The 26397-nt window shown below is 61.5% G+C and carries 22 protein-coding genes; 12 read left to right on the top strand and 10 right to left on the bottom strand.

The annotated features are described in order from the left end of the window. Positions 1-293: 293 nt before the first annotated feature. The 6 genes from ACYP2Q_RS08595 (at position 294) to ACYP2Q_RS08570 (ending at position 8818) form a co-directional block, all read left to right on the top strand. Positions 294-2426 carry a TonB-dependent receptor gene (locus ACYP2Q_RS08595; protein ID WP_459730076.1) on the top strand — a complete coding sequence of 711 codons (2133 nt, stop codon included), beginning with the start codon at positions 294-296 and terminating at the stop codon, positions 2424-2426. A 130-nt stretch (positions 2427-2556) separates the two neighbouring features. Further along, on the top strand, positions 2557-4131 hold the full coding sequence (locus ACYP2Q_RS08590) for a flavin monoamine oxidase family protein (protein WP_459730075.1): 1575 nt from the start codon (positions 2557-2559) through the stop codon (positions 4129-4131). Between the two features lie 24 nt (positions 4132-4155). Continuing rightward, positions 4156-4653 (top strand): RidA family protein, encoded by a 498-nt coding sequence (locus ACYP2Q_RS08585; protein WP_459730074.1) that lies wholly within the window; start codon positions 4156-4158, stop codon positions 4651-4653. Positions 4654-4689: 36 nt separating this feature from the next. Continuing rightward, entirely contained in the window at positions 4690-7185 is a 2496-nt protein-coding gene (locus ACYP2Q_RS08580) for a TonB-dependent receptor plug domain-containing protein (protein ID WP_459730073.1), read from the top strand. A 107-nt stretch (positions 7186-7292) separates the two neighbouring features. Then, positions 7293-8261 (top strand): aliphatic sulfonate ABC transporter substrate-binding protein, encoded by a 969-nt coding sequence (locus ACYP2Q_RS08575; RefSeq protein ID WP_459730072.1) that lies wholly within the window; start codon positions 7293-7295, stop codon positions 8259-8261. 284 nt (positions 8262-8545) lie between these two features. After that, positions 8546-8818 carry a hypothetical protein gene (locus ACYP2Q_RS08570; RefSeq protein ID WP_459730099.1) on the top strand — a complete coding sequence of 91 codons (273 nt, stop codon included), beginning with the start codon at positions 8546-8548 and terminating at the stop codon, positions 8816-8818. A gap of 36 nt (positions 8819-8854) precedes the next feature. Here the strand turns inward: ACYP2Q_RS08570 and ACYP2Q_RS08565 are convergent, their stop codons facing one another. Further along, positions 8855-9076 carry a hypothetical protein gene (locus ACYP2Q_RS08565; protein ID WP_459730071.1) on the bottom strand — a complete coding sequence of 74 codons (222 nt, stop codon included), beginning with the start codon at positions 9074-9076 and terminating at the stop codon, positions 8855-8857. Positions 9077-9323: 247 nt separating this feature from the next. Here ACYP2Q_RS08565 and ACYP2Q_RS08560 point away from each other — a divergent pair, with 247 nt between their 5' ends. Genes ACYP2Q_RS08560 through ACYP2Q_RS08550 form a run of 3 tightly spaced genes read left to right on the top strand, consistent with a single transcriptional unit; the run spans position 9324 to position 13271 of the window. Then, a complete protein-coding gene (locus tag ACYP2Q_RS08560; RefSeq protein ID WP_459730070.1) occupies positions 9324-10622 on the top strand; it encodes a sialidase family protein in 1299 nt (432 codons plus the stop codon). After that, positions 10619-11227: a hypothetical protein gene (locus ACYP2Q_RS08555; RefSeq protein WP_459730069.1), complete on the top strand. Its 609-nt coding sequence runs from the start codon at positions 10619-10621 to the stop codon at positions 11225-11227. The genes ACYP2Q_RS08560 and ACYP2Q_RS08555 overlap by 4 nt, the downstream gene beginning before the upstream one ends. Before the next feature lie 10 nt (positions 11228-11237). Beyond that, positions 11238-13271: an LTA synthase family protein gene (locus tag ACYP2Q_RS08550; protein WP_459730068.1), complete on the top strand. Its 2034-nt coding sequence runs from the start codon at positions 11238-11240 to the stop codon at positions 13269-13271. Positions 13272-13301: 30 nt separating this feature from the next. Here the strand turns inward: ACYP2Q_RS08550 and ACYP2Q_RS08545 are convergent, their stop codons facing one another. The 3 genes from ACYP2Q_RS08545 to ACYP2Q_RS08535 all read right to left on the bottom strand — a co-directional run bounded on the left by ACYP2Q_RS08545 (position 13302) and on the right by ACYP2Q_RS08535 (position 15265). Continuing rightward, positions 13302-13982, bottom strand: a complete 681-nt coding sequence (locus ACYP2Q_RS08545; RefSeq protein WP_459730067.1) for an NADPH-dependent F420 reductase — start codon at positions 13980-13982, stop codon at positions 13302-13304. 213 nt (positions 13983-14195) lie between these two features. After that, positions 14196-14708 carry a hypothetical protein gene (locus tag ACYP2Q_RS08540; protein ID WP_459730066.1) on the bottom strand — a complete coding sequence of 171 codons (513 nt, stop codon included), beginning with the start codon at positions 14706-14708 and terminating at the stop codon, positions 14196-14198. 95 nt (positions 14709-14803) lie between these two features. Next, positions 14804-15265 carry an anti-virulence regulator CigR family protein gene (locus ACYP2Q_RS08535; protein ID WP_459730065.1) on the bottom strand — a complete coding sequence of 154 codons (462 nt, stop codon included), beginning with the start codon at positions 15263-15265 and terminating at the stop codon, positions 14804-14806. 136 nt (positions 15266-15401) lie between these two features. Here ACYP2Q_RS08535 and ACYP2Q_RS08530 point away from each other — a divergent pair, with 136 nt between their 5' ends. Then, entirely contained in the window at positions 15402-16136 is a 735-nt protein-coding gene (locus ACYP2Q_RS08530; RefSeq protein WP_459730064.1) for a metallophosphoesterase, read from the top strand. Between the two features lie 113 nt (positions 16137-16249). After that, on the top strand, positions 16250-16558 hold the full coding sequence (locus ACYP2Q_RS08525) for a hypothetical protein (protein WP_459730063.1): 309 nt from the start codon (positions 16250-16252) through the stop codon (positions 16556-16558). Between the two features lie 44 nt (positions 16559-16602). Here the strand turns inward: ACYP2Q_RS08525 and ACYP2Q_RS08520 are convergent, their stop codons facing one another. From ACYP2Q_RS08520 to ACYP2Q_RS08500, 5 genes are all read right to left on the bottom strand, one after another. Continuing rightward, positions 16603-18360: an acyl-CoA dehydrogenase gene (locus ACYP2Q_RS08520; protein ID WP_459730062.1), complete on the bottom strand. Its 1758-nt coding sequence runs from the start codon at positions 18358-18360 to the stop codon at positions 16603-16605. A 42-nt stretch (positions 18361-18402) separates the two neighbouring features. Beyond that, positions 18403-19644: a thiolase family protein gene (locus ACYP2Q_RS08515; protein ID WP_459730061.1), complete on the bottom strand. Its 1242-nt coding sequence runs from the start codon at positions 19642-19644 to the stop codon at positions 18403-18405. Beyond that, positions 19641-21524, bottom strand: coding sequence for a feruloyl-CoA synthase (locus ACYP2Q_RS08510; protein WP_459730060.1), 1884 nt, complete (start codon positions 21522-21524; stop codon positions 19641-19643). The genes ACYP2Q_RS08515 and ACYP2Q_RS08510 overlap by 4 nt, the downstream gene beginning before the upstream one ends. A gap of 116 nt (positions 21525-21640) precedes the next feature. Continuing rightward, on the bottom strand, positions 21641-23089 hold the full coding sequence (locus tag ACYP2Q_RS08505; RefSeq protein WP_459730059.1) for an aldehyde dehydrogenase: 1449 nt from the start codon (positions 23087-23089) through the stop codon (positions 21641-21643). Between the two features lie 95 nt (positions 23090-23184). Further along, complete coding sequence (locus ACYP2Q_RS08500; RefSeq protein WP_138965462.1) at positions 23185-24015, bottom strand: p-hydroxycinnamoyl CoA hydratase/lyase; 831 nt, start codon at positions 24013-24015, stop codon at positions 23185-23187. Positions 24016-24227: 212 nt separating this feature from the next. On the opposite strand from ACYP2Q_RS08500, the gene ACYP2Q_RS08495 reads away from it, so the two are divergent. After that, positions 24228-24716, top strand: coding sequence for a MarR family winged helix-turn-helix transcriptional regulator (locus ACYP2Q_RS08495; RefSeq protein WP_459730058.1), 489 nt, complete (start codon positions 24228-24230; stop codon positions 24714-24716). 49 nt (positions 24717-24765) lie between these two features. Here the strand turns inward: ACYP2Q_RS08495 and ACYP2Q_RS08490 are convergent, their stop codons facing one another. Beyond that, a complete protein-coding gene (locus tag ACYP2Q_RS08490) occupies positions 24766-26088 on the bottom strand; it encodes an OprD family porin (RefSeq protein WP_459730057.1) in 1323 nt (440 codons plus the stop codon). Positions 26089-26397: the final 309 nt, after the last annotated feature.

Raw genomic sequence — 26397 nt, 5'->3', positions numbered from 1 at the left:
AAGAGGGCGTGTCAGTCGACATTAATGTTGCCTGGCACGCCCTCTTCGCGAGCAAGCCCGCTCCCACATTGGTTTGTGCATAGCCTCAATCACAACATCAGACTTACGCATTTAATAATTTAATTTAATGTTTATTTTTTATAATTAACTTATAACTATTCGGACTTTTACAGTCACTATTTATACAAATATTGTTACAACCATCACCGACCCCCGACCAGGTGGAGGCCCACGCAACCATATGTCTTTGCGGCCGACACCATCCCACGGTCACGCCGCATCCGGGGTTCACCATGCACAACACTTTCCACTCAAACCGCCTGACGCTGGCTGTTTCACTGGCACTCGTCGGCTTGTCGGTCCACGCCGATGAAAGCACCAGGGAGGGTGCCCTCCCCGTCGTGACCGTCACCGCCGAACACCACAGCGAAGACCTGCAAAAGACCCCGCTGGCAATTTCCGCGTTCGACGAAAAGGCCCTCGAAGACAAGCAGATCAAGAGTATCCGCGACCTGTCCGGGCAGGTGCCGAACCTGACCCTCAGCCGCCAGTCGATCTCCTACAGCGCCCAGACCTACGGGATTCGCGGCATTGGCGAGACCGACCCGATCCAGGAAGCGGCCGTCGCGGTCTACGCCGATGACCTGTACATCCCGCGGGCCATTTCCTCGATGCTCGACTTCAACGACGTCGAGCGCGTCGAGGTCCTGCGTGGCCCGCAGGGTACGCTGTATGGACGCAACAGCAGTGCCGGCGCGATCCGCGTGATCACCCGCGATCCGACCCAGCAAACCCGCGGTTTCTTCGAACTCGCCGGCGGCGACTACGATGCCAGGAACGGCCGCCTGCTGATCAGCGGCCCGCTGGTGGACAATGCGCTGTTCGGCAGTTTTTCGGCGATTCGCCTGACCCGTGACGGCACCGTCTCCGACCCCACCCGGGGCTCGGACGTGAACAACGTCGACATCCAGTCCTATCGCGGCAAGCTGCGCTACAACCCCGACGATTCGCCCTGGGATGTGCAACTGACCCTGGCCGGTACGTTCGACCGAGGCGACACCACCAGCTACACCCCCTTCGATGCCAACGGTCGCTTCGACAAATTCAAGAGCTACAGCAGCCTCAATCCGAAAAACCGCCTGGACCAGGGCAGCTCGGTGCTGCGCGCGATCTATGCCATCGACGATCACCTGAACTTCAAATCGGTAACGGCCTACTCGGCCTTCCACCAGCCGGTGAACTATGACAACTCGGGCCAGGCGGCGCTGATCCAGAACAACCTGATCCTGTACAAGCAGGACTACGCCACCCAGGAACTGCAGCTCAACGGCGACTACGACGACTTCAGCTTCAGCACCGGCCTGTACCTGTACCGCGAGACCTTCGATGCCGACCGCGACAACCTCACCTATTCCATCGCGCGCAACCGGGTGATCGGCCAGGGTCAATACAGCACGACCAACACCGAGAGCTACGCCCTGTATGGCCAGGGCAGCTACAAGGTCACGCCAAAGCTGTCGCTGATCGCCGGGCTGCGCTTGACCCGCGAGCACAAGAACTTCGACTACACCAACTACGCCATCACCACCGAGCGGCAGATCACCGGGACCAACTTCAGCGCCGATTCGAGCAAGTCGTGGCAGTCCACCAGCCCGAAGCTGGGCTTCGAATACGCCTGGACGCAGCACCTGAACCAGTACGCCTACGTGGCCAAGGGTTTCAAGGCCGGTGGCTACGACAACCGCGCGCCGACCCAGGCCGCCGCCGAACAGGCGTTCTCCCCGGAAGACGTGACCACTTGGGAAACCGGCTTCAAGGGTGACTTCTTCGAGCGCCGCCTGCGCGCCAACCTCGCGCTGTTCTACAACGATTACGACGACCTGCAGACCAACGCCTACGACCCGGCGCTGGGAGTCAGCCTGCGGACCAACGTCGGCAAGGCCCACACCTACGGTGTCGAGCTGGAAACCCTGACCGCGCTGACCCGCGACCTGCAACTGACCGCCAACGTCGGCTACCTGCAAAGCCAGTACGACGACTTCGAAAATGCCGCCGGTGCCGGTGTCGATGCCGACGGCAAGCAACTGGTGTTCTCGCCGCGCTGGAACGCCAGCGTCGGCCTCAACTACACCATTCCCGCCGGCCTGCCCGGCGACTGGCTGGTGGGCACCGATGCGCAGTTCCAGACCAAGTCCTACGCCAACGCGCTGAACGACGACATCCAGGAAATCCCCAAGCAGACCTTCTGGAATGCCAACACCCGCTACCTCTCCGGCGACGGCCACTGGACCACCACCCTGGCGGTGAAAAACCTGCTCGATCGCGCGTACCCGCAATCGGTCGGCTACGTGCCTTCCAGCGGCGCCCGTTACTACTCGATCAACGACCCGCGCACCGTGCTGTTGTCGGTGCGCTACGACCTCTGACCCCTTGTAGGAGCTGGCTTGCCAGCGAAAGCGGTGGGTCATTCAACATAATTGTCGACTGCCGCGCCGCCTTCGCTGGCAAGCCAGCTCCTACAGAGGCCCCAACGCAAGCACTCCAAGGAGCAACATCATGGCTTTTACCCGTAGGGAACTGATTTCCCGCATTGCCGCCGTCGGTGGTTATTCCGCCGCTGTCAGCGCCCTCGGCGCACTGGGGCTGACGCCTCAGGCCGTGGCGTCGACCTTCAATCCGTTGCAACTGGGCAACAGTGGCAAAGGCAAGCACGTGGTGGTGGTCGGTGCCGGTATTTCCGGCCTGGTCAGTGCCTATGAGCTACGCAAGGCCGGCTTTACCGTGACCATTCTCGAAGCCCGCGAACGGGTGGGTGGACGTAACTGGACAGTGCGACGCGGAACCAGAATCGATTTCGACGACGGTGTCAGCCAGACCGTCGACTTCGATGACGGGCAGTTTTTCAACGCCGGTCCAGCGCGCATTCCCAGCCATCACCAGACCCTTCTCGGCTACTGCCGCGAGCTGGGCGTGGAGCTGCAAGTGCTGGTCAACAGCAGCCGCAACGCCCTGGCCTTGCCGGACCCGAAGCAGCCGGCGTTCCAGTTGCGCCAGGCGGTCAACGACACCCGCGGGCAGCTGTCCGAACTGCTGGCACGCACGGTCAGCCGCAAAGCCCTGGACCAGGACCTGAGCGCTGACGATCGCCAGGCACTGCTGAATTTTCTCAAGGTCTATGGCGACCTCAACACCGACTTCCAATACAAGGGTTCGGTGCGCTCGGGCTATACCCGCGTGCCCGGTGCCGGCGACCAGACCGGCATTACCCGTACGCCGCTGGAGCTGCAGACCCTGCTCAACCCCAAGCTCTGGGGCGCGCTGGTGTTCGATGAAATCCCGGAGTTCTCCTCGACCATGTTCCAGCCGGTCGGCGGCATGGACCGCATTCCCCATGCGTTCTACGACAAGCTCAAGGACGCCGTGCGCTTCAATGCCGAAGTCAGCGACATCCAGACGTCCGAGCACGGCAGCCGCATTACCTATCGCGATCGCAAGACCGGCGCTACGCAAACCCTGAACGCCGACTACGCCATCGTCACGGTGCCCCTGCCGCTGCTGGCCAAGTTGCCGAGCAACTTCAGCGCGCCATTCAAGCAAGCGATCCAGAGCGCGCAAAGCGATCAGGCGAACAAGGTCGCCTGGCAGTCGCCACGGTTCTGGGAAACCGACTTCAACATCTATGGCGGCCTCTCGTACCTGGACCATGAAGTCAAAGGCCTGTGGTACCCCAGCGATCGCCTCAACAGTGCCCAGGGGATTCTGGTGGCGGCCTACAACACCAGCGAATCGGCCCAGGCCTTCAGCAGGAAATCCCTCGCCGAACAGTTCGCGTCCTCCCGGCAAGCCGTGGAACTGCTGCACCCCGGCCACAGCACCAAGCTGCAAAAACCGGTGGCCATCAACTGGGCCAAGGTGCCGTTCAGCAAAGGCCCGTGGATCGTCAACGATGAAGTCGGCGAAAGCGCCTACGAACTGCTCAACCAACCCCAGGGCCGCACCTACCTGGCCAGCGATGCCCTGGCCCACGGCGGTGTCGGCATTTGGCAGAACAGCGCCGCCGACTCGGCGCGACGCATCGTTTCGCTGATCGGCCGAGATGCCGAACGCAACCAAGCGGGCGTCGCCGCCTGACCCATTGAACAAAAGGACTGAACCATGAAAGCCATTACCTTGCTGACAGGACTGCTCATGACCGCCACCGCCTTAGGCAGCCACGCCGACGAGATCAAACGCGTCGCCCTGCCCAACTCGAACTTCCCGATCTCGCTGGCGGTACAGGTGCCGGCGCAAACCGAGCTGCTGTTCGTCAGTGGACTTCTGGCCGACCTGCATGACCCGAACGCGCCGAAGGATTCCTTTGCCGCCTACGGCGACACCGCGACCCAGACCACTTCGATCATCAACAAGCTCAAGGGCGTTTTGCAGAGCCAGGGCCTGGACCTGGGCGATGTGGTGCAACTGCGGGTGTTCCTGGTGGGTGATCCGGCCAAGGGCGGCAAACTCGATTTCGCCGGGTTGCAGCAAGGTTATACGCCGTTCTTCGGCAGCACCGCGCAACCGAACAAACCGGCACGCACCGCCGTGCAAGTGGTGGCCCTGCCGCTGCCTGGCGGCCTGGTCGAAATCGAGGCCGTCGCCGCGCGCAAGAAGTGACACGGACATCACCCGCCATCAAGGAGCTTCACCTTCATGTTCAACCAACCAGAGCGCGGAACAGCGCTGACCTACCGACCCTTATTGCTGCCCCTGTCGATTGCCTGCAGCCTTGCTTCGTTCAACCTCGAGGCTGCCGAAACCAGTTCGCCCACCCTCAATACGGTGGTGGTCACCGGTAACCGAGGCGCCGAACAACGCACCGTCACCACCAGCCCGACACCGATCGACGTGGTTACCGGCGACCAATTGCGCGCGGTGGGCAAACCGAGCCTGCTGGAGGCGCTGAGCAAATTCATCCCGTCCTTCAACCTGCCCGACCGGGCGGGCTGGGATGCCAGCGGCGTGGTGCGTTCGGCGACGCTGCGCGGCCTGACCGCGTCCCATGTGCTGGTGCTGGTCAACGGCAAGCGCCGGCACACCAGTGCGACGCTGAACATCAACGGCATCAACAGCGGCGCCGCCCCCAGCGACCTCGACCTGATCCCGGTGGCGTCCATCGATCATATCGAGGTACTGCGCGACGGTGCGGCCGCGCAGTACGGTTCGGATGCCATCTCGGGGGTGATCAACATCATCCTCAAGCAGACCACCGGCGGCAGCTCCGACACCACCCTGGGGCAGAACTACGACGGTAAGCGCGGCACCGCCCAGGAAGCCCTCAACCATGGTTTCGAAATCGGCGACGCCGGCGTGCTCAATGTCTCGCTCGATGCCCGCTACCAGGAGCGGGACAACAAGGCCGGCAGCAACGGCTACACCTCGCAGTACTATCCACTGGCGGACGGCTCGCCCGATCCGCGCGAGGCCACGGCCAGCCATCACACTTACAAAGGTTATGGCTTGCCGCGCAGCCAGCTGGCGGATGCCGCCTACAACCTCGACCTGCCCTTGAACGAAGCCGTCACGCTCTATTCATTTTCGACCCTGGCCACCCGGGAAAACAACGACGGCCAGAACTTCCGCCTGCCCAGCGGGCGCAACACCATCACCACCGGCCCCAACGGCTTTCCCGATGGCTACAGCCCTTACTGGTTGATCAACGAGACCGACTTCCAGTCCGCCTTCGGCGCCCGGGGTGACGACATCGGCATCGGCGGTTGGGCCTGGGACTTGAGCAGCACCTACGGGCGCAACTACGCCAAGCAGCGCACCTATGACAACCAGAACCCGTCGCTGGGCGAAAACACCCCGAACAAATTCACCTCCGGCATCTACATCGCCGATCAGTGGACCAGCAACCTGGACCTGAAAAACAGCTACGAGATCGGCTTGTCCAAACCCCTGGATGTCGCCTTCGGTTTCGAGCATCGGCGTGACGGCTACGAGACGCGTGCCGGCTCCGAAGCGTCCTATATCGACGGCGGCTACGTGTTCCCTGCCGATCATCCGCGCGCGGGACAACGCCCGGATCCGGGCGCCCAGGTCACCAACGGCATTACCCCTGACGATGAGCAAAAAGTCAGTCGCAACAACGTCGCCACCTACATCGACCTGGGGTTCTACCCGGTCGAGCAGTGGTACCTGGGCGTCGCCGCGCGCTACGAGCACTACAACGAAGGCGTGGGCAGCACGCGCAGCGGCAAGATCAGCAGCCGCTATGAGTTCAACCCGGTGTTTTCCGTGCGCGGCACCATCAGCAACGGCTTTCGCGCGCCATCGCTGGCCAACGAGGTCTTCACCGCGCGCTCGACCGGGTTCGACACCATCAATGGCGTCTACCAGTCCTATAACTACGTGATTGTGCCGGTGGACTCGGCAGGCGCCCAGGCGTTGGGGGCCGAGTCGTTGAAACCCGAGCGCTCGACCAACTTCAGCCTCGGCTTTGCCTTGACGCCCAGCGAAGACCTGAGCCTGACCGTGGACGGCTATGTGATCAACCTGCGCGACCGCCTGGTGCTCAGCGAACGCTTCCAGGGCCCGGGCGTCGCCGCCCTGCTCGACAGCATTGGTGTACCCGCGACCGCCGGCGCACAGTTTTTCACCAATGGCGCCAGTACCCGTACGTCCGGGGTCGATGTGGTGGGTAACTATCGGCAGAACCTCAATGCGTTCGGCTCGGTGCGGTGGACCGCGGCGCTGAACTACAACCACACGCAAATCCTTAGCGTCGACCAGACCCCGGCGCAGCTCACCGCCCTCAACAGCAGCTATCAATTGCTCGGGCGCCAGGCGCGGGCGCTGATCACCAAGACCTCGCCGAGCAGCAAGGCGATTTTCTCCGCTGACTGGGCGATCCATGACTTCGACGTCAACCTGCGCCTGACCCGCTATGGCACCTACACCGAAGTCAACAGCTCCGCCGATTCGAGCCTGGACCGCGACTATTCCGCCAAATGGATCACCGACCTCGATGTTGCGTACTCACTGACTCGGCAGCTGACCGTCGCCGTCGGTGCGCAGAACCTGTTCGACAAATACCCCGATCATATCGGCGTGCCCAACTCTTCGTTCGGCGACAACTGGGGCAGCTACTCACCTTTCGGTTTCACCGGTGGCTACTACTACACCCGTTTGCAGTACGCGTTCTGATGGTAAAAACTCACTAAGCTAATTCCTAATACGTATTTATAAACTATTTTTTATAACCATATTATTCAGGTCAGCGAACCCTTCCCTGTCCTGATATCGAGCGTGCCATGTCCAGATTCGCCCCTGCAGCAAAGTTTCAACGCCCCGTGCTGGCCGGCCTGATCGTTGCCCTGGCCCTGACCTTCTCCCTGCCATCCCAGGCCCGCGAGACGCTGCGGATCGGTTACCAGAAGTCATCGACCTTGATTACCCTGCTCAAGAGCCAGGGCACCCTGGATAAAACCCTCGCGCAACAGAACATCGACGTGAGCTGGCATGAGTTTCCAAGCGGCCTGCCGCTGCTGGAGGCGCTGAATGTCGGCAATGTCGATATCAGCGCCGACGTGGCCGACACCGTGCCGATCTTCGCCCAGGCTGCCCAGGCCAGGCTTACCTACTTTGCCCAGGAAGCGCCCTCTCCCACGGCCCAGGCCATCGTCGTGCACAAGGACTCGTCCCTGCAGCAACTGGCGGACCTCAAAGGCAAGAAGGTGGCCGTGACCAAGGCCGCCGGCGCCCATTATTTGCTGATTGCCGCCCTGACCAAGGCCGGGCTGGCGTTTTCCGATATCCAGCCGGCCTACCTGTCGCCCGCCGATGGCCGCGCCGCGTTCGAGAACAACAAGGTCGACGCCTGGGTCACCTGGGAACCCTTCCTCACCAGCGCACAACGGCAACTGCCGACCCGCACCCTGGCTGACGGCACGGGCCTGGCCAGCTACAAGCGCTACTATCTGACCAGCACGAACTATGCCAAGGCGCACCCGCAGGTACTCAAGGTGGTCTACGAGCAATTGGACAAGACCGGCAGCTGGGTAAAAACCCACCCCCGTGAAGCGGCCCAGGTGCTCAGCCCGCTGTGGGGCAACCTGGGAGAGGAAACTGTCGAGACCGCCAACACCCATCGCAGCTACCAGGTACAGCCGGTGAAGAGTGATGAGCTAGGTGAACAGCAGAAAATCGCCGACGCATTTTTTGCCGCAGGCCTGTTGCCCAAGGCGGTGGATGCGCAGGATGTTGAAATCTGGCGGCCGTGAAATTTCAAATGCTTGTGCCCACCCCCTGTAGGAGCGAGCTTGCTCGCGAAAAACCTGAGAGCAACGCGGGGTGTCAGGCTCCCAGAGTCATCGTTGACCTCCATCGCGAGCAAGCTCGCTCCTACGGTAGATTGGGTACAGCCGCGAGAGGTAGGTCGGCTGTCAGGCCACCATCACCGGCAGGCCCACAGCAGATCGGGTACAGCCGCTCGTCCGCCACTGCGCACCTTCCTGTGCTCCGCTCTTCCAATGCAGTACATCCCCTCGCACGGAAGACTCAAATGATGAACACAACCCTTGCCGCGCTCATGCTCACGGGCTTGCTGTCGGCCTCGCCGCTTTACGTGCTGGCCGCCGAGAAAACGACCGAGGATGCAACCATTCCACCTTCCGCCCCCGGGCTCAACCAGGGCGCTGAATCCAACGAGGAAAAGGCTGACAAGAAGGGCGAGGAAGCGTCAGGCTCGAATTCCGGCGCCGATTCGCATTCCATGAAAAAAGACGCGGCGTCTGAGGACGACGGGCACAATCAGAAAGGTAGTAAGTCAGGAAGCTGACCCCCTACCCTTCGTTTTTCAATTATCCAGGGTGTATCAGTCGTCACGATCGCGATAACGACGGTTGTCGCGATCGTCGTCACGACGATCATATCGATGGTCATACCCTCGGTCATCGTCATCGCGCTGGTCATAGCCACGGCGATGATCATGATCGTGATAGCGGCCGTACCTTTCTCCGTCTTCCCAGTGAGGTCCACAGCCGCCCAGCAAGAGCAAGCTGGAAATGGCCAGGGTCATCATTACTGCGCGATTCATTTGTACATCCTGAAGGTCGGGGGCTGAGAGTGTTTTGCCCGGCGGAGCACCCGCACGGCGTTGAACCCTGGTTATGACCATTCAGTAACTCAATGATTCCGTTGAGTTTGTGCCCAGCCCAGCGATTGCGCCTGGTGGAAACAGCCATGCGCCAACCCTGCAGAATAGACATTCACGCAATCAGATCATGTACTAGAGTCTGAGCTCGAGCGTTTTATTGGGCCACGAAATGCGAAGGGCTTGATTTATGCGCATTCAATTTCCCGGCGTTCCCGCACTCGGTGTCTACCTTGCCCTGGCGTGCCTCTTTGCGGGCGCATGGATCACCCACCCTGCCCCCACGCATTCGTCGTTTGCCCTGATCAATCCGCTCTTGGCTGTGGCAGATAATTCGGCCAAGCCGATTTACACCAGCCGTTTCGCCTCCTCCGGGCTGGTGGACTTTGTGCATTCCGCGGCGGTCACTGCCTTGCCTGACGGTAGCCTGATGGCGGTCTGGTTCGCCGGCACCCGTGAAGGCGCAGCGGATGTGCAGGTGCGTTCCGCCCGCTTCAACCTGAACACCGGCGAGTGGGGGGAGGAGCAGGTCATGGCGACCCGGGATTCGACCCAGCAGAGCACGCGAAAATACATCCGCAAACTGGGCAACCCGGTCATAGCCCTCGCCCCGGACAATCGCCTGTGGCTGTTCTACGTGTCCGTCTCCATGGGTGGCTGGGCGGGCAGCGCGGTCAATGTGATGGTTTCGGACGACTTTGGCGCGCACTGGTCAGCACCGCGCCAATTGATCACTTCACCTTTCCTGAACATCAGCACCCTGGTCCGCTCGGCACCGGTATTCCATGTCGACGGCTCCATCGGCTTGCCGGTCTACCATGAATTCCTGGGCAAGTTTGCCGAGTACCTGTACCTGAGCGCAGACGGTGAGGTGATCGACAAATTCCGCATCAGCCACGGCAACAATTCATTGCAACCGGCGATCGTTCCGCTGGATGGCCAGCGCGGCATCGCCTTTTTGCGTTATGCCGGCAGCACCCACCACCGAGTCCTGGCGAGCCGCACGGAAGATGCCGGGCAAAGCTGGAGCGAACCTTTTCCTCTGATTCCGTCGAACCCCAATTCCTCGTTGGCGGTCGTGGCGACTCCGGGACACGGGTTGCTGGTAGCACTCAACGACCTGCAAGAGGGGCGCTTCAAGCTGAGCCTGTATGTCACCGATGCGAAAATGGACACATGGCGCCTGTTGCACGACCTGGACAAGTCACCGGATCCCGAGGGCGATCCGTATTCACCCCTGGCCTACAAGGAAATCATCGGCAAGGAATTCCGCGGCTCCAGTGGCAAGCTGCGCCAGGCGCTGGAGGCGCAATTCCTCGCTAACCTCGACAAACGTGTGTGTAAAAGCCAGGAGTGTGAATTTGAATATGAATACCCCTACTTCATCCGCAGTCCCGACGGCATGTATCACCTGGTGTATTCCTGGAACAACACCTTCATCAAACACGTCACATTCAACGATGCCTGGCTGTCCGAGCGCCTCCAATGATTAACCTGTGGCAAGCCCATGCCAGCTTCGCGATGATCGTCTTCCTGTTGCTGCCGTCTTTTGGCCTGGACAGAACCTGGCGCATCGCGCTGCTGATCGCACTGCTGGCCGCCAGCTTCATCCCCCTGGGTGGGTTGTCGCTGGCCGCCTACTTGCGCAGCCATATCGACGACCTGGCGATTACCACAATGGTGTTCATGGCGTGGGGGTGTTTGCGTCGCCTGGATTTTTTACCGCCTGCGCAGCGGGGGCAAACCAGCGTATTGATCCTCTTCGCCGCGCTGGCCCTGGTGCTGTACCCGGCAACCCTGGGCTTGAGTGACCTGGACCCTTACCGGCGGGGCTACAGCCCACGCCCCCTGTTGTTGCTCGTCGCACTGATGACGTTCAGCCTGTTTTACCTGCGCCATTACCTGGCCGTGGTGATGCTGACCTGCGCGACCCTGGCCTTCATCGCCGGGATCAAACCTTCCCACAACTATTGGGACTACCTGGTCGATCCACTGCTGGGCCTGTTTTGCTGCCTGGCACTGCTGGTGCTGGCGGCGCGCTGGGCCTATCGCCGGCACTGCGCGGCGTCTGAAACTCAACGAAACGCTCAATAAGGAAACAGGCATGGGCTGGCTGAAATCGAGACGTGTGCATTACTGGCTGGGCGCAACAGCGATCGCGTTTGTGCTGTTTGCACTGCTGCGGGTGATGTTCTTTTTCGGCTTTTCCGGTTTCCAGCCCACAGCCCTGGACGACGAGAACGTCCTGAAAACCCTGGGCATCGGCTTTCGCTTCGACTTGCGCCTGGCCATCCTGGTCATGCTGCCGTTGGCGTTGCTGGCCTGGATCCCGCGCTGGAACCTGGTCCGCAGCCGCCTCCTGCGCATCATCGCCCGCCTGTACCTGGTCGCCATCCTCGGCGCGGTGCTGCTGATCTATATCATCGATTTTGGCCATTACGCCTACCTTGGCGTGAGGATCAACGCCACGGTCTTGCGCTTCATCGAGGATGCGCAAATATCCCGGGACATGGTCTGGCAAACCTACCCGGTCATCTGGATTGCACTGGGTTGGCTGGCCACAGTCGCGTTCGTGACACTGGCCCTGGCGCGCCTGGAGCGCGTCACGCTGGACCGCCCCCGCCAAGTCATTAACCGGTTCTCCGCGACATGGGGCGGTGCGTTGATGGTGGTGCTGGTGCTGCTGGGCATCCTGGGTCGTGTCGAACACCTGAACCTCGAAAACCCCGTGCCGCTGCGCTGGAGCGATGCGTTCTTCTCGGGCAACAACCAGGTCGCCGCATTGGGCCTGAACCCGGTGATTTTCCTCTACGACACGGTCAAGGTCGGCCAGTCGCGTTATGACGAAGCCCAGGTGCGCGAACACTACGCGGTCATGGCCCACTATCTGGGCGTCGACCAACCCGACCCGCAGACCCTCAATTTCGTGCGCCACCAGGCGCCACAACCCTACAAAATTCCAGGCTCGCGACCACCCAACGTGATGTTCATCATGCTCGAGTCGCTGGGCACCAGCGCCGTCGGGGCTTATGGCAACCCGATCGATCCAACGCCCAATATCGATCGCCTGGCCACCCAGAGCTGGTTCTTCAAGCACTTCTACGTGCCGGTGACGGGCACCGCGAAAACCGTCTGGGCCAGCATCACCGGAGTGCCTGATGTCACCCGCCACGAAACCGCGACGCGTAATCCCCTGATCACCCGGCAGAACACGCTGGTCAATGCCTTCACCGGCTACGAGAAGATCTACACCATCGGCGGCAACTCCGGCTGGGCCAACATGAATGCCTTGATCCGGCAAAGCATCGACGGCGTGCGGCTGTTCGACGAGCGCGACTGGAAATCCCCGGTGGTGGATGTCTGGGGCATCTCGGACCTGGACCTGTTCAAGGAAACCGACCAAATCCTGCAAGCCCTACCCAGGGACAAACCGTTCTTCGCCTATGTGCAAACGGCCGGCAACCATCGGCCCTTCACGATTCCAGCGAGCAATGACGGCTTCGAGGTCAAGCACCCGACCCTGGAGCAAGTCCAGGCCGCAGGCTCGCGCAGTGTCGAGCAATACAACGCCGTGCGCCTGCTGGACTTCAACATCGGACGCCTGATGGAAATCGCCAAGGCCGGCGGCTGGTACGACAACACCATTTTCGTGCTGTTTGGCGACCACAACACCCGTATCGCGCAGATCCCTTTCCTCGCACCGGCCTACGAGCAACTGGGCCTGGAAAGCAACGCGGTGCCGATGATCATCCACGCACCGGGCATGATCGGCACGCGCAAGGTCGAGGAAGCGGTCGGCCTGGTGGACCTGCTGCCCACCGTGGCGGGCATGGCCGGCCTTGAGTTTCGCAACGGTGGCATGGGCCGTGATATCCAGCAGCCCGCCCCCGAAGGCGAACGCGTGGTGCCATTGGTGTTGCGTGAAGGCACCTTCCCGCTGATTGCCGGCGTGACGCAACACTACATGGTGCAGATGGAGCACGACGGCAGCTCGCCAAGCCTGCATGACCTGGCTTCCGCGACGCCGCTGGACAACGTCGCCGAGCAAAACCCCGAGGAGTTCAAGCGACTGGCACTATTGACCCGCGCCATGCATGAAACCTCGCGGTTGATGCTGTATCAGAACGTGCGCAAGTAAGGGGTTTGCCTGATGCTCTGCGTTATGGTTTTACTGCGTGTGCTTCGTCAATCGCTCGAGTTTGGCTTCGCTCCAGAGGCCGCTGAGCGGGCCGCCCGGCAATCCTTCATTGGCTCGTGCCAGCGGGAAAATGACTGGCGTGAATCCGGCATCGCGCACCAACCGGATCCCCAGGTCCCGAGCCTGGGCGTCGTCGGCGAATACGGGAATCGCCTGGCCCTTGCCAGACTGGTCTTTCATTGATGCGTAGCCTATGGCGTTGAACGCCCGCACCAGGTGCACACCGGGTAGATATTGCTGATCCGCGAAGGCGGCGCCCGCCTCCAGCGCCTTGCGCCCGACGTCTCCATCACGGCCGCTGAACGGGTTGCTGGTGCTGAACACCACCTTGCCGTCGAGCTTGCCCTTGAGCTGTTCGGACAGCACCGGCATCGCGCCGTAGGGAACACTCAACACGATCACATCGCCCCAAGCCGCGGCATCGCTGACCGAGCCCGTCCGGGCGTTGGCGCCGGCGCTTTTGACCAGTTCCACCAGCTCCTCGGGGTGGCGCGAGGAAAACATTACCGAGTGCCCGGCCTTTACCCATAACGTACCCAGCGTACCGCCGACGTTGCCGGCGCCAATGACGCTGATCTTGAGGGTGTCCGCCATGGCCTGGCTGGCGCACATGACCAGGCCGGAGAACATCAGAAAGAGGATTCTGGACATGCATCGGGCTCCTGCGTTGCAGAGCAGTCTTACCTGCAACCGTAGTTGAGCCTGTACCGGCCAACTGACAGATCACGACGTACGGCAGGATTTCGCCCGGCGTTACAACGAAAAATCCCGGAGACAGAAGGTCTCCGGGATTTTTTTGTTCGCAGAAACCGATAGGAATAACTATTGGTTCAGCCTATAGCGGACATCTCATCCCGATTCTGCTCAATGGGATTTTTTCGAAGTTGACGACCCGGCATTACTCAACCCCTTGGCGTTGTGATCTCCCGGCGTCGAGGCCGAAATTGCCGTGGCCTTGGTCAGGCCACGGGTATCTTTGGAATGCGCAATGCCCGAAGTCGTGGTGCCGTGACCCTTGTCACTATTACGATCACCGCCATAGTGGTTGCCACTGATGCCATGGTCGCGAACGGACTTGCCCGCATGATCACTGCTCAATCCCTCACCGCGGCCGTTACTGCCGGAGTGACCCGAACCACTGTGACCGCCAGCATTACCGCCGCCATGGCCACCGCCATTGCCGCCGCCATTTCCGCCGCCGTGGCCACCACCACCACCACCACCACCACCACCACCACCACCACCACCACCACCACCACCACCTTCTTTGGCATAGGCGGAGTTCATGATGGACAGGTCAGCAGGCAATAACGGAGCGGCTGCAAGCATCAGGGCGAATGACATTACAGCAACGAAACTCTTGTTTTTTAAAAGCATGATTGCTTCCGTGAGGGTTGATATCGCGTACCTTAGGACGCGTTAAACCTCTTCCGGTTCAAAGCCCCGCGACGGACGGATGCGTCAGCCAATCATCAATCGAAAGCACCGTTGAGAACTTCATAGATGAGGCCGGTAGCAATCGCAATCAATATCAAATCGGTGCCCGCCTGCTGCCATTCGTACCCGTCATAATGAGGCAGCCTGCCGATCAGCCGACCATCGAGCTTTTTCGCAATGCCCGGTGGCAGCGGTTTCCCCCGGGCGAGATTCTTTTGAATCCCGGGCGGCAAAGCCGGTCCGGGGCTCCAGTAATCTCGATACCCATCAACAATGCCAAGCACGTTTCCCCGATTGATACTCGGGCCATTGTCCCAATCACCGCCCGCGGAATTGTTCCCTTTATTGCCCTGGTTGCCATGCGCCTGGCTGTTTTGCGAATTGCCCTTTGCGTTTCCTTGCCCCTTGCCATTGCCCGGATCGGCCCATGCCGTAGCCGAGCCGCAGACCAATGCAACACATGTGATAGCTGCAATCAACGAGCGGTATCTGGACATATCCGTACTCTCAGAAAGGGAACACTCCCTGGAATGTAGACGCTGTGGACCGATTTGGTTCCCGACGGTAAAGGGCGGGAGAGCCGAAGCTATGCCAAAATCTAAAGGAATGCCTCCCGCCGTACCGGAGTGACCCATGATCGAAACCATCGGGGTGTCACGCATCAAGCGCTTCGCTGCAAATACCGCTGGCCGGGATTTCGCGGTGGGTGACATTCACGGTCACTTCAGCCGATTGCAGCCTGCGCTGGAGGCGGTCGATTTCGATCCGGTCGTCGACCGCCTGTTCAGCGTCGGTGACCTGATCGATCGTGGACCCGAGAGCCGCGACGCGCTCGACTGGCTTGCCAAACCATGGTTTCACGCGGTGTGCGGCAACCATGACGACTACGTGGTTCACTTCGACACTTGTGACATCGACAGCTGGATCTGCAATGGCGGGTCATGGTTCGCCGGGCTTTCGCCGTTCGAGCAGATAGCGTTCGCGGTGCAGTTCGCCGAGCTGCCGATCGCCATCGAGGTCGAGACGCCTGGCGGATGGGTCGGGATCATTCATGCCGATTGCCCGGTGCCTTCGTGGGATCAATTGCGCAGCGAACTGCAATCGCCTGCAGGCACTAAACGGCTGGAACGGGTGCTGCACAGTTGCCTGTGGTCACGTACCCGGATTCAGGACGGCGATACCGCCGGCGTCGAAGGTCTTCGAGCGTTGGTGGTCGGCCATACACCGCTCAGGCAACCTGCAGTGCTTGGCAATGTGTATCACATCGACACAGCGGGCTGGCTGGACGGTTATTTCACGCTGCTGGATCTGGCGACCCTGGAGTGCATCCCGCCGATCGATCCGGGACTCGGCTTCGACTGGGATTGAGCTTTCGTGAGGGCTCTGGAGTTCGCCGTTCGTCCAAAGTCAGGCACTCAACGTGCGCCGCTATCTCTCATGTATAAGCGCGGAGATTGTGCGCATCAGAACGGAGAACCAGCATGGACATTGACGAGAATGCAGTGGGTAACAGGTCGCAGCAGGACGTGACACGAACGACGGACAACGAAACCGGCCATGACCCCAGGAAGGATGCGCCCGAGGTTCCATTGCCGGTGAACGACGAAGCGCCTGTCGATGAAGACAGGAGAGAGGGGGAGGCAAATAACCCGGTCTCGAGTGAGCATCCGGACTTTGGAAAAGGTGCTCGCCTCGATGATTCTGATGCCGCCCCGCACATGAACGATCAGGACGAAAAAGACAAGGAGGCTCGTGGCTTGCCTGCGAGTGACCCGGAATCAGGGGCCTGAAGCGTTTGGATCATGCCTGATGCCCGCGACGCGCCTCCTGCAGCTCACGTGAGAAACGGCAGCGGCGCCTTGGCCGCACGAATGGCAGCGATCCGCTGGTCCGCTTCCGGCAGCAAGTAGGCAAAGAAAAAGCTCGCTGTTTGCAGCTTGCTGATGCGCAGAGGATCGCTGTCGGGTAATGACCGTGCGACACGTGCCGCCCGGGTCCAGGCAAAAGCCAGGAGGGCCACGCCACACAGGCGCAGAAAGTCGCCTGCGGCCCGATAGGGGTATTCGATGTCCTCGACTGACTGATCACGGATCTCCCCGTGCACGCCCTCGAGTTTATTGCACAGCGACGCCAGCTCCGCGCCAAAGCCGGCGCAGTCTGCTGTTTCTCCGGCCTGCGCGGCTTCTTCGCGCATCAGCGCCAACAATTGAGCGTACGCGCGGCCTTCATCGCCCAGTACTTTGCGCAGAATCAGGTCATTGGCCTGGATTTCGTTGCTGCCCTCATAAATCATCGCTATTCGGCTGTCGCGCAGGGTCTGCTCAATGGCGAACTCGGCGACGTAGCCGTAGCCACCAAAGACTTGCAGGGCATTGCTGGCCAGACGAAAACCCTGGTCAGTGAAAAAAGCCTTGATCACCGGCGTCAACAGCTCCGCCAGTTGCAAGGCACTTTTGCGAGCCAACGGGTCCGGCACATGCTCGGCCTGGTCGAGCAGATGCGCGGCCCAATAACCGACGGCGCGCATGCCCTCGGTGCAGGCCTGCAGCTCCAGCAAAACCCGGCGCATGGCCGGATGATAATGAATCGGGTCGACCGCTTCGCCGGCAACCCCGACGGGGTGCTTGGGCGCACGCATTTGCCTGCGCTCCAATGCGTATGCATAGGCGTTCTGCCATGCAGCCTCGGCATGCCCGAGCCCTTGGAGGCCGACATGCAGTCGCGCCGAGTTCATCATCACGAACATGGCCGCCAGACCACGATTCTCCTCGCCAATCAGCCAACCCTGGGCGCCGTCGAAAACCAGCGAGCACGTGGCACTGCCCTTGATGCCCATCTTGTGTTCGATACCGTCGCAGCGCAGCGCATTGGCTCGACCGTCATCCAGGTGCCTGGGCACCAGGAACAGCGAAACGCCACGACTTCCCGCAGGCGCCCCGGGCACACGCGCCAGCACCAGATGCAGGATATTTTCGGTCAGGTCATGTTCGCCTCCGGAAATGAACAGCTTGCTGCCACTGAGCGAATAACTGCCGTCGTCCAGGGGTTCGGCGCGGCAGCGCAGCAGGCCGACGTCGCTGCCGGCCTGGGGTTCGGTGAGGCACATGGTTGGCAGCGCCTCGCCACTGACGATCTGCGGCAGATAACGGTCCTTGATCCACTGCGGCGCATGGGTCTTGAGGCACAGGTAGGCGCCATGGGCGATTCCCGTGTACATGGCCCAGGCGTGGTTGCTGGCGTAGAGCATTTCCTGCAAGGCGGCATCGAGCAATTGCGGCAGGCCCTGGCCACCGAAGGCTTCATCACAGGCCAATGCCGGCCAGCCACCTTCAGCGAATGCCCGGTAGGCCTGGGCAAAACCGTCCGGCGTACTGACCCGGCCATTGTCGAAGCGGCAACCCTGGCGATCGCCACTGCTGTTGAGCGGCGCCAGCACATCCGCGCCGAAACGCCCGGCCTCACCCAGCACCTGAAGTGCCAATGGCAAGTCCAGGGCCTCGAATGCGGGCATCTGGCTCCATGCCTGGGGCGACTGCAGCCAGTGTTCAAGGATAAATTGCATATCGCGCAACGGCGCCTGGTAGTGCCACATGGCTAACCTCGTGGGGTCAAAATGGAAAACACACCGCAAGGGTCAGCCGCGATAGTCCGGGTTTTCGATCAGCACGGCCATGCCCTGCCCGCCGCCGACACAGGCCGCGGCGATCCCGTAGCGCAGATGTCGCTCGCGCAATTGCCGCGCCAGGGTCATCACCAACCGCAGGCCGGTGGCGGCCAATGGATGGCCCAGCGCGATCGAACCACCCCGGCGGTTAAGCCGCTGGCTGTCCAGTTCCAGTTCCTGGGCCACCGCCAGCACTTGCGCGCCCTGGGCTTCGTTGACTTCGAACAGGGCGATATCGTCCTGGACCAGCCCACTGCGTTCCAGCAACAAGCGGATCGCCGGAACCGGGCCGATCCCCATGAACTCCGGCGCCACACCGACCACCGCAGTGGCCAACAGGTGCGCCAGTACCGGACGCGTACTCATCGAGGCTCGGCCGACCAGTGCGGCCGCTGCGCCGTCCACCACCGCACAGCTGTTGCCGGCGGTTTGCACCCCCTCGGCGTGAATCGCCTGCAGCCTGGCCAACGCGGGTAAATCGGTAGGCCGGGGATGGCTGTCCTGGATGACCGCTTCACATCGACGCGGCAGGGTTATACCCCGTGGCTGATAGCCTTGCAGCTCAAACACCTCATTAACCACCGGGACGATTTCATCGCTGAACCAGCCACTGGCCTGCGCGTGCAGCGCCCGTTGGTGACTGTCGAGGGCATAGCGATCCACCGCCTCGCGGCTCAGGCCGTGACGCCTGGCGAGGTTTTCCGCCGTGGCAATCATGTCCAGTCCCGGTGCCGGGTCGTACAGCGCTTCCCAAAGGAAATCCTTGAAATCCACCGGCGCCCCGAGGCGAAACCCGCCCCGGTGGGTGTAGGCGGCAATCGGGTTGCGCGACATGGATTCGGCACCTACACACAGCGCCAGTTGCGCGCCACCTTGAAGCTGTTCGCCAGCCTGGCGCAACAGCTCGAAACCGGTCGCGCAAATGCGCTGCACCGCCAGGGCCGGCACCTGTTGCGGCACACCGCTGTAGAGACCGATATGACGTGGCAGCATGTAGGCGTCGAAGCTGGCCTGGGCCATGGAGCCGGCCAGCACCGTATCAACCGCCCGCGGATCGAGCCCGGCACGGGCCAACGCTTCGCGACCGACCTTGATGCCCAGGTCGATGGGCGATACCTGGGCCAGTGCGCCGCCGACATCGACCCAAGGCGTTCGCACCGCTTCAAGAATCGCCACATCACTGAAGGACGAGTATTGCCCCGCCCCACTCAAGACCGTGACCCTGCGCGCAGGATCGACGGGTCTTCACCGCGATAAAGCGCCTCGACCTGGGCCGCACGCCATTGCAATACCGCGCGCTGATTGATCGAGCCTTTGTCGGTAATCTCACCACGATCGATGGACGGGGCTTCGTCGAGCAATGCGATCCATTCCAGGCGACTGGCATTGCCGCTGGCATCGCGATTGAGCCGCTGCAACCAGTCGGCGAACCACTCGCGCACCGGCGCGCTGGCCAGCACCTGGGCATCGCTGGCACTGGCACCAAGCCCCGCCAGGCGGCGGCATTCGTACAACCGCGGGAACACCAGCGCGCCCAGGCATTCGCGATCCGGCGCGGTCACTACCAGGTCCTGGACATAAGGCGAGCCCTCCAGCACTGCTCGACTGCGCAGCGGGCCGACACTGACGAACACCCCGGAAGACAGCTTGAAGTCTTCGGCGATGCGCCCATCGAACATCAGCCCCAGTTGTGGGTCACGCGGGTCAGCAAGCTTGAGCGCATCACCGGAACAGTAATAGCCTTGATCGTCGAACACCTCGGCGGTCTGCTGCGGTGAGCGCCAGTAACCGGGCATGATGTGCGGCCCACGAAAGCGCCCTTCCAGCTTGCCGTCCTTAGGCACCAACCGGACCTCGCAACCCGGCGCCGGCAGGCCGATGTAACCGGCCATGGACAAGGGCCCGGTGGTAAAGGTGCAGGATGGCGCGGCCTCGGTCATGCCCAGCCCGGCCATCATCCGGATACGCTCGCCACAGTGTTGTTCGGCGACCCGGTCAAGGCGATCCCAGACGCTTTGCGACAGCCCGGCAGCGGCGAAGAAGAACAGGCTGACGCGCTTGAAAAAACACTCCCGAAGCTGCGCATCCTGTTCCAGGGCCGAGACCAGCTCTTCCCAGCCCTTGGGTACGGTCAGGTAGGCGGTTGGCGATATCTCCTTGAGGTTGCGCAGGGTTTGGGCAAAGCCCTGCGCGGTCGGTTTGCCGTCGTCCAGGTAAAAGCTGCCGCCGTTGTAGAGCACGATACCGAGGTTGTGGCTGCCACCGAAGGTGTGGTTCCACGGCAGCCAGTCCACCAGCACCGGAGGTTGTTCACCGAACACCGGAAAAGTCTGCAACAACATCTGCTGGTTGGCGCAGAGCATGCGTTGGGTGGTGATCACTGCCTTGGGCAGCCGGGTCGAGCCGGAGGTGAACAGATACTTGGCGATGCTGTCCGGGCCGGTGGCGGCAAAAGCGGCATCAGCCTCGGCGCCGCCCGGTTGCTCGAGCAGGCTGGCAAAGCTCGCCTGGCGGCGACCCGAAACCTGGCCACGGACGCTGATCAGTGGCGTGTCGGCCGGCAGTACGGCGTCGATGGCGCGCTGGTAGGCCGCGGTATCACTGACGAACACCAGGCCTGGTTGCAGCAGGTCGCACACGTGGCGCAGCTTGGAGAAATCCTGGGACAGCAGCGAATAGGCCGGCGACACCGGGCAGTAGGGAATACCCGCATACAGGGCGCCGAAGGCGACTTGCAAATGCTCGATGTCATTGCCCGAGAGCAGCACCAGGGGCTTGTCGGCCGACAGGCCATAGCTCAGCAGGCATTGGGCGATCGCCCGCACACTGTCGAGCATTTGCGCGTAGCTCACCCGGCGCCATTCACCGTCGTCCTGGCGGGCGGCGATAAAGGTCTGCTCGGGACGCACCCGGGCCCAATGCACCAGGCGGTCGAGCAACCGCGTGGGCATCTCGGCCAAGGCTTCCAGGGAGCGCATGTGTAGTTCGCCCTGCTGCTCGGTCACCTCGGCCGCCGCGCAACCGATGGACACGGGGCGATAGCGCGGTGCGCCGGCCTTGGCATGGGCTTGTAGACTGAATTCGGAACTCAAGTGCTTGTACTCCGTCGAGGCACGCTAGACCCCGAGCCATCCGCAGATGACTCACCGATAGCGTGGCAGCCGTTGGCTGCAGCCTTGTTATTGTTATTTCGGCCTTGCCCGCCTGTTCAGATCGGGTAGTGCCGCGGTCCGTTCTGCAAGGTGACCCAACGCAACTGGGTGAAGTGCTCGATGGATGCCTTGCCACCGAAACTTCCGTAGCCGCTGGACTTGACCCCGCCGAAGGGCATTTGCGCCTCGTCGTGCACGGTCGGGCCGTTGATGTGGCAGATGCCCGACTCGACCCGTTGGGCCAGGGCCAGGGCACGCCCGGTATCGCGACTGAAAATCGCCGCCGACAAACCGAACTCAGAGTCGTTGGCCAGCTGCAGCAGCGCCTCATCCCCTTCCCCGCGCAGCAACACGGCCACCGGCCCGAAGGACTCCTCGCCGAACAGGCGCATGCTCGCGTCGACGCCGTCGAGCAGGGTCGGCTGCAAGATGCTGCCGTCCAGTTGCCCGCCCACCACCAGCCGCGCGCCCTTGGCCAGGGCATCGTCGATCAGGCCCTTGATGCGCGTGCCGGCGCTGGCGTCCACCAGCGAACCGAGCACCGAGCCCTCAGCGGCGGGGTTACCGGCGCGCAGGGTGGCGACCTTGGCCGCCAACTTGTCGACAAAGGCATCGGCCACCTTGGCATCGACGATCAGCCGCTCGGTGGACATGCAGATCTGCCCCTGATTGAAATAGGCGCCAAACGCGGCCGCCTCTACCGCGGCGTCCAGGTCGGCATCGTCGAGCACCAGCAACGGCGCCTTGCCGCCCAGCTCCAGCAAGGCCGGCTTGAGGTGACGCGCCGAGAGTTCGCCAACGATGCGTCCGACATGGGTCGAGCCGGTGAAATTGACCCGGCGCACCGCCGGGTTGGCGATCAACCGTTCGACAATCGCCGCAGCATCCGCTGGCGCATTGCTGATGACATTGACCACGCCATCGCCCAGGCCGGCATCCTGCAATACCTGACCGATCAAGCGATGCACCGCTGGACTGAGCTCGGAGGCCTTGAGCACCACGGTGTTGCCGCAGGCCAATGGCATGGCGATAGCGCGGGTGGCGAGAATCACCGGGGCGTTCCAGGGCGCGATGCCCAACACGACGCCGCAGGGTTGGCGCAGGGCCATGGCGAAACTGCCAGGCACATCCGAGGGGATGACTTCGCCATTGATTTGCGTGGTCATCGACGCCGCTTCACGCAGCATATTGGCCGCCAGTCGCACGTTGAACGCATACCAGTTGGCCATGGCGCCGGTCTCGCCGGCCGCCTCGATGAACTCGGCGCTGCGCGCCTGCAATTGCTCGGCCGCCTTGAGCAAACGGGTTCGACGTTCATTGGGGGCCAGGGCGGCCCAGACGGGAAACGCCTTCTGCGCAGCGGCCACCGCGGCGTCGGCATCTTCCAGGGTGGCGGCGGCAACCCGCGACACCAACTCGCCGGTCACCGGGTTACGGCGTTCGAAGGTTCGACCGTCGCGGGCGGGGCACGACTGGCCGCCAATCAGCAGGGGCACGTCCAGCATGGTGATTCCTCTTTATAGTCTTTATCGGGAATACATAAGAACCGTGTAATCGCAGTACCGGGGCGCAACCGCGCCCGGCTACTGACCGCAGGACCTCAGCGTTTGTACGCTTGCAGGCCGGGCTTGATGCTCTTGTCGTCGAGGAATTGTTTCATGCCCTGCTCCCGACCGCCTTCGGTGTCGAGCAGGCGTGACTGGTCGAGCTTGGCGTACAGGTAATCCTCGTTCTGCTCCCAGGTCAGTTCGCGACAACGCTTGAAACCATGCTTGGCCGCACGCAACACCACCGGGTTTTTCTCCAGCAGGTTACGCGCCAGTTCCACGGTGACTTCACGCAGTTGCGCCAGGGGTACGCTTTCATTGACCAGGCCCATCTCGGCAGCTTTCTGCCCGCCAAAGGTCTTGCCCGTCATGATGTAGTACAGCGACTGGCGATGGCCCACGGTGTCGGCCATGGCCTTGCTGACCAGGTTGCCCGGCGGGATGCCCCAGTTGATTTCCGAAAGACCGAAGGTCGCTTCGTCGGCGCAGATCGCCAGGTCGCAGGCCACCAGGGGGCTGAAGCCGCCGCCGAAGCACCAGCCGTTGACCATGGCAATGGTCGGCTTGGCGTACATGCGCAACAGTTTCCATTGCCATTGCGAGGCTTCGCGGCGGATTTTTTCCTGGAGGATTTCCGGGCCGGCGTCCACTTCGCGAAAGTACTCCTTGAGATCCATCCCCGCGGTCCAGGCTTCGCCTGCGCCGGTCAGCACCAGGACACCGGCGTCCGGGTCCTGCTCGAGGGTTTCCAGGACATCGATCATCTCGCGGTTCAGGGTCGGGCTCATGGCGTTGCGTTTTTCCGGGCGGTTGAGGATGACCCACGCGATGCCTTCCTCGATTTCCACTTTGACCGTTGTCCAGCGACCTTCGTAATTGCTCATGGCGATGCTCTCTTGTTCTTGGTGTGAAGATGACTGGAAATTAAACCGGCAAATTAGTTATGTCAATTAACTATTAATAAAATTAACCTGTTTCCGTTGTGCTGCAAGCCCCCACCTTCCGAACGCCAAGCGATATTGGGCATAGCAATCACCGGGCAACGCCGGCAAAATAGATAGCCTTGTTAACCCAAAATCCCCAGGACTCACCCGCAATGGCCAAGCCCTCCCCCCTCGCCGAGTCGATCGAGGCACCGTCGACCAACGCCGAGATTCAGGCACCACTCGATTCGGCGCTGAACGACCTGATCGGCTACGCCATGCGCCGCGCACAACTCAAGCTGTTCCAGAACCTGATTGGCCGCCTCTCGGCCCACGATCTGCGACCCGCTCAATTCTCGGCCCTGGCGATCATCAATCAGAACCCCGGCCTGATGCAGGCCGATCTGGCGCGGGCACTGACCATCGAACCGCCCCAGGTGGTGCCGCTGCTCAATAAACTGGAAAGCCGTGCGCTGGCGGTGCGCGTGCGCTGCAAGCCGGACAAGCGCTCCTATGGGATCTTCCTCAGCAAGACCGGCGAGACCCTGCTCAAGGAACTGAACCAGATCGCCGCGCAAAGCGACCTGGACGCCACCGCGGCACTGGACGATCAGGAGCGCGAGGAGCTGCTGCGACTGCTGAAGAAGATTTATCAGGAGTGACGCACGCCCCCAAGGGGCGTGCCGGTGAGACGTCTGCAGGACTTCGGAGTTACCAGATCGGCAAGGTGTAGGTCACCAGGAACCGGGTCTGGTTTTCATCGCGAAATGCAGCGCCAGTCGGAAAATCATTGCGGTAGATCGCCTTGCGCGCCACCAGTGCGACGTTTTTCAAAGGGCCGCTCTGCACCACGTAGCCCAGTTCCATCTGGAACTCGCGCTCTTTGCGATCCTCGGCGTTGAAGGCTGCCAGCTCGATATTGTCGGCGCGCAGATAACGCAACCGGCCCCTCAGCCCGGGCACTCCGGACGCAACAAAGTCATAGTCATAGATGGCTTGCCACGTGCGCTCCTTGGCATTGAGAAAGTCCGACGCCATGGTCAGCTCACTCATGCCCATCAACTCTGTTCCGGAGATGTAAGGCGTCGCCGAGTCGCCACTGGAATGCATATAGCCGATGCCCAGCTTGTGCCCGCCGTAACGGTAGCTGAACAGCCCCGAGACGTTGCGATTATCCACTTCACCGCCCTTGGCGCTGCCATCCTCGCGGCTGAAAAAACTGCGCAGGTCGCTGGTCAACACACCCCCGCCCAGCGGCAGGTCATGCAGCAACGCAAACGTGTCCTGTTGGTACAAGTCGGTCACCTCGGCGTGGTAGACACGCAGGCTCAGCGTCTTGCTGACCTGATAATCGCCCCCCACATAGGCCATGTGCGAGGTCGTCGCGGTGGCGTTGAAGCGCCGGTTGGGCGCGGCGATGGTCATCGCCTCATAGTTGGTGGAGTTGCGCTTGTCGATGCGATCGATATAGCCGGTGTTCAACGTCAGTCCATCGAAGTCCCTGGAGCTGAGGGTGGTGCCGCGAAAGGTTTGTGGCAGCAGTCGCGAGGGGCTGGCAAAAGCAAACGGCAGGAAGATCGACACATCCCCGGACTTCACCGTGGTCTGGGCAAACCGCAGTTTGGCGGTCGGGGCCAGGCGCGAGTACTCGTCCGCCGCCCGATTGTCGCTGGCCGACACCGGCAACAACTCGGTACCGCTGCGATCCGGCGCGGAGTCGAGCTTGACCCCCATCAGCCCGCGAACGTCCAGCCCAAAACCCAACGGTCCTTCGGTAAACCCCGACTCCATGTTCATGATGAAACCCTGGGCCCACTCCTGCGCGGCGGTCTTGGCGCCATCGTCCTTGTATTGGCGGTCCAGGTAGTAATTACGCAGGGTCAAGGTGCCATGGCTGTCTTCGATAAAGCCTGCGGCGCGAAGCTGGGTAGGCAGAACGCTCAGGCCGAGCAGCGCCAGGACCAAACTTCGACTGATAGCGGGCACACAGGTGGCTGACGCCGTCGCAACGTCGTGCAGAGGGAGTTTTGGCATGTTCTATTTCCATTTTTATTGTTGTTTGTGCCGCCGGCAGAGCGCAGTGCAGCCGGCTTCGCGAACAGAGAATGGAAACAGCCAACGACCCGTGTCAATGGCGAATGACCGGTAATCGAACATTAATATTATTATCTATTTTTAATGAATTATGAATACCTGTGTCTTACTTATTGATTTTTATGGTTTATTTGACAATTTTTGTTGTTTTCACGTGGCAGTTCATTTTTTAGTTATCTTTGTTATCTTATTGGTCAGCAGTCATCTTCAGCGTACCCCCGTGCGATGGGACGGCTCGACTCCACAACA

The sequence above is a fragment of the Pseudomonas sp. MHK4 genome (assembly GCF_054600775.1).
Note: the sequence above shows the minus strand (reverse complement) of the source record. Positions and strands in the feature narration are given on the sequence as shown.

Excerpts from the sequence above, each read along its gene's own strand:
- ACYP2Q_RS08540 (WP_459730066.1), bottom strand. The coding sequence starts at position 14,708 with ATGCTTTTAAAAAACAAGAGTTTCGTTGCTGTAATGTCATTCGCCCTG.
- ACYP2Q_RS08530 (WP_459730064.1), top strand. The coding sequence starts at position 15,402 with ATGATCGAAACCATCGGGGTGTCACGCATCAAGCGCTTCGCTGCAAAT.
- ACYP2Q_RS08585 (WP_459730074.1), top strand. The coding sequence starts at position 4,156 with ATGAAAGCCATTACCTTGCTGACAGGACTGCTCATGACCGCCACCGCC.
- ACYP2Q_RS08560 (WP_459730070.1), top strand. The coding sequence starts at position 9,324 with ATGCGCATTCAATTTCCCGGCGTTCCCGCACTCGGTGTCTACCTTGCC.
- ACYP2Q_RS08490 (WP_459730057.1), bottom strand. The coding sequence starts at position 26,088 with ATGCCAAAACTCCCTCTGCACGACGTTGCGACGGCGTCAGCCACCTGT.
- ACYP2Q_RS08495 (WP_459730058.1), top strand. The coding sequence starts at position 24,228 with ATGGCCAAGCCCTCCCCCCTCGCCGAGTCGATCGAGGCACCGTCGACC.
- ACYP2Q_RS08595 (WP_459730076.1), top strand. The coding sequence starts at position 294 with ATGCACAACACTTTCCACTCAAACCGCCTGACGCTGGCTGTTTCACTG.
- ACYP2Q_RS08550 (WP_459730068.1), top strand. The coding sequence starts at position 11,238 with ATGGGCTGGCTGAAATCGAGACGTGTGCATTACTGGCTGGGCGCAACA.
- ACYP2Q_RS08555 (WP_459730069.1), top strand. The coding sequence starts at position 10,619 with ATGATTAACCTGTGGCAAGCCCATGCCAGCTTCGCGATGATCGTCTTC.
- ACYP2Q_RS08520 (WP_459730062.1), bottom strand. The coding sequence starts at position 18,360 with ATGTGGCACTACCAGGCGCCGTTGCGCGATATGCAATTTATCCTTGAA.
- ACYP2Q_RS08580 (WP_459730073.1), top strand. The coding sequence starts at position 4,690 with ATGTTCAACCAACCAGAGCGCGGAACAGCGCTGACCTACCGACCCTTA.
- ACYP2Q_RS08565 (WP_459730071.1), bottom strand. The coding sequence starts at position 9,076 with ATGAATCGCGCAGTAATGATGACCCTGGCCATTTCCAGCTTGCTCTTG.
- ACYP2Q_RS08505 (WP_459730059.1), bottom strand. The coding sequence starts at position 23,089 with ATGCTGGACGTGCCCCTGCTGATTGGCGGCCAGTCGTGCCCCGCCCGC.
- ACYP2Q_RS08500 (WP_138965462.1), bottom strand. The coding sequence starts at position 24,015 with ATGAGCAATTACGAAGGTCGCTGGACAACGGTCAAAGTGGAAATCGAG.
- ACYP2Q_RS08535 (WP_459730065.1), bottom strand. The coding sequence starts at position 15,265 with ATGTCCAGATACCGCTCGTTGATTGCAGCTATCACATGTGTTGCATTG.
- ACYP2Q_RS08525 (WP_459730063.1), top strand. The coding sequence starts at position 16,250 with ATGGACATTGACGAGAATGCAGTGGGTAACAGGTCGCAGCAGGACGTG.
- ACYP2Q_RS08590 (WP_459730075.1), top strand. The coding sequence starts at position 2,557 with ATGGCTTTTACCCGTAGGGAACTGATTTCCCGCATTGCCGCCGTCGGT.
- ACYP2Q_RS08575 (WP_459730072.1), top strand. The coding sequence starts at position 7,293 with ATGTCCAGATTCGCCCCTGCAGCAAAGTTTCAACGCCCCGTGCTGGCC.
- ACYP2Q_RS08570 (WP_459730099.1), top strand. The coding sequence starts at position 8,546 with ATGAACACAACCCTTGCCGCGCTCATGCTCACGGGCTTGCTGTCGGCC.
- ACYP2Q_RS08545 (WP_459730067.1), bottom strand. The coding sequence starts at position 13,982 with ATGTCCAGAATCCTCTTTCTGATGTTCTCCGGCCTGGTCATGTGCGCC.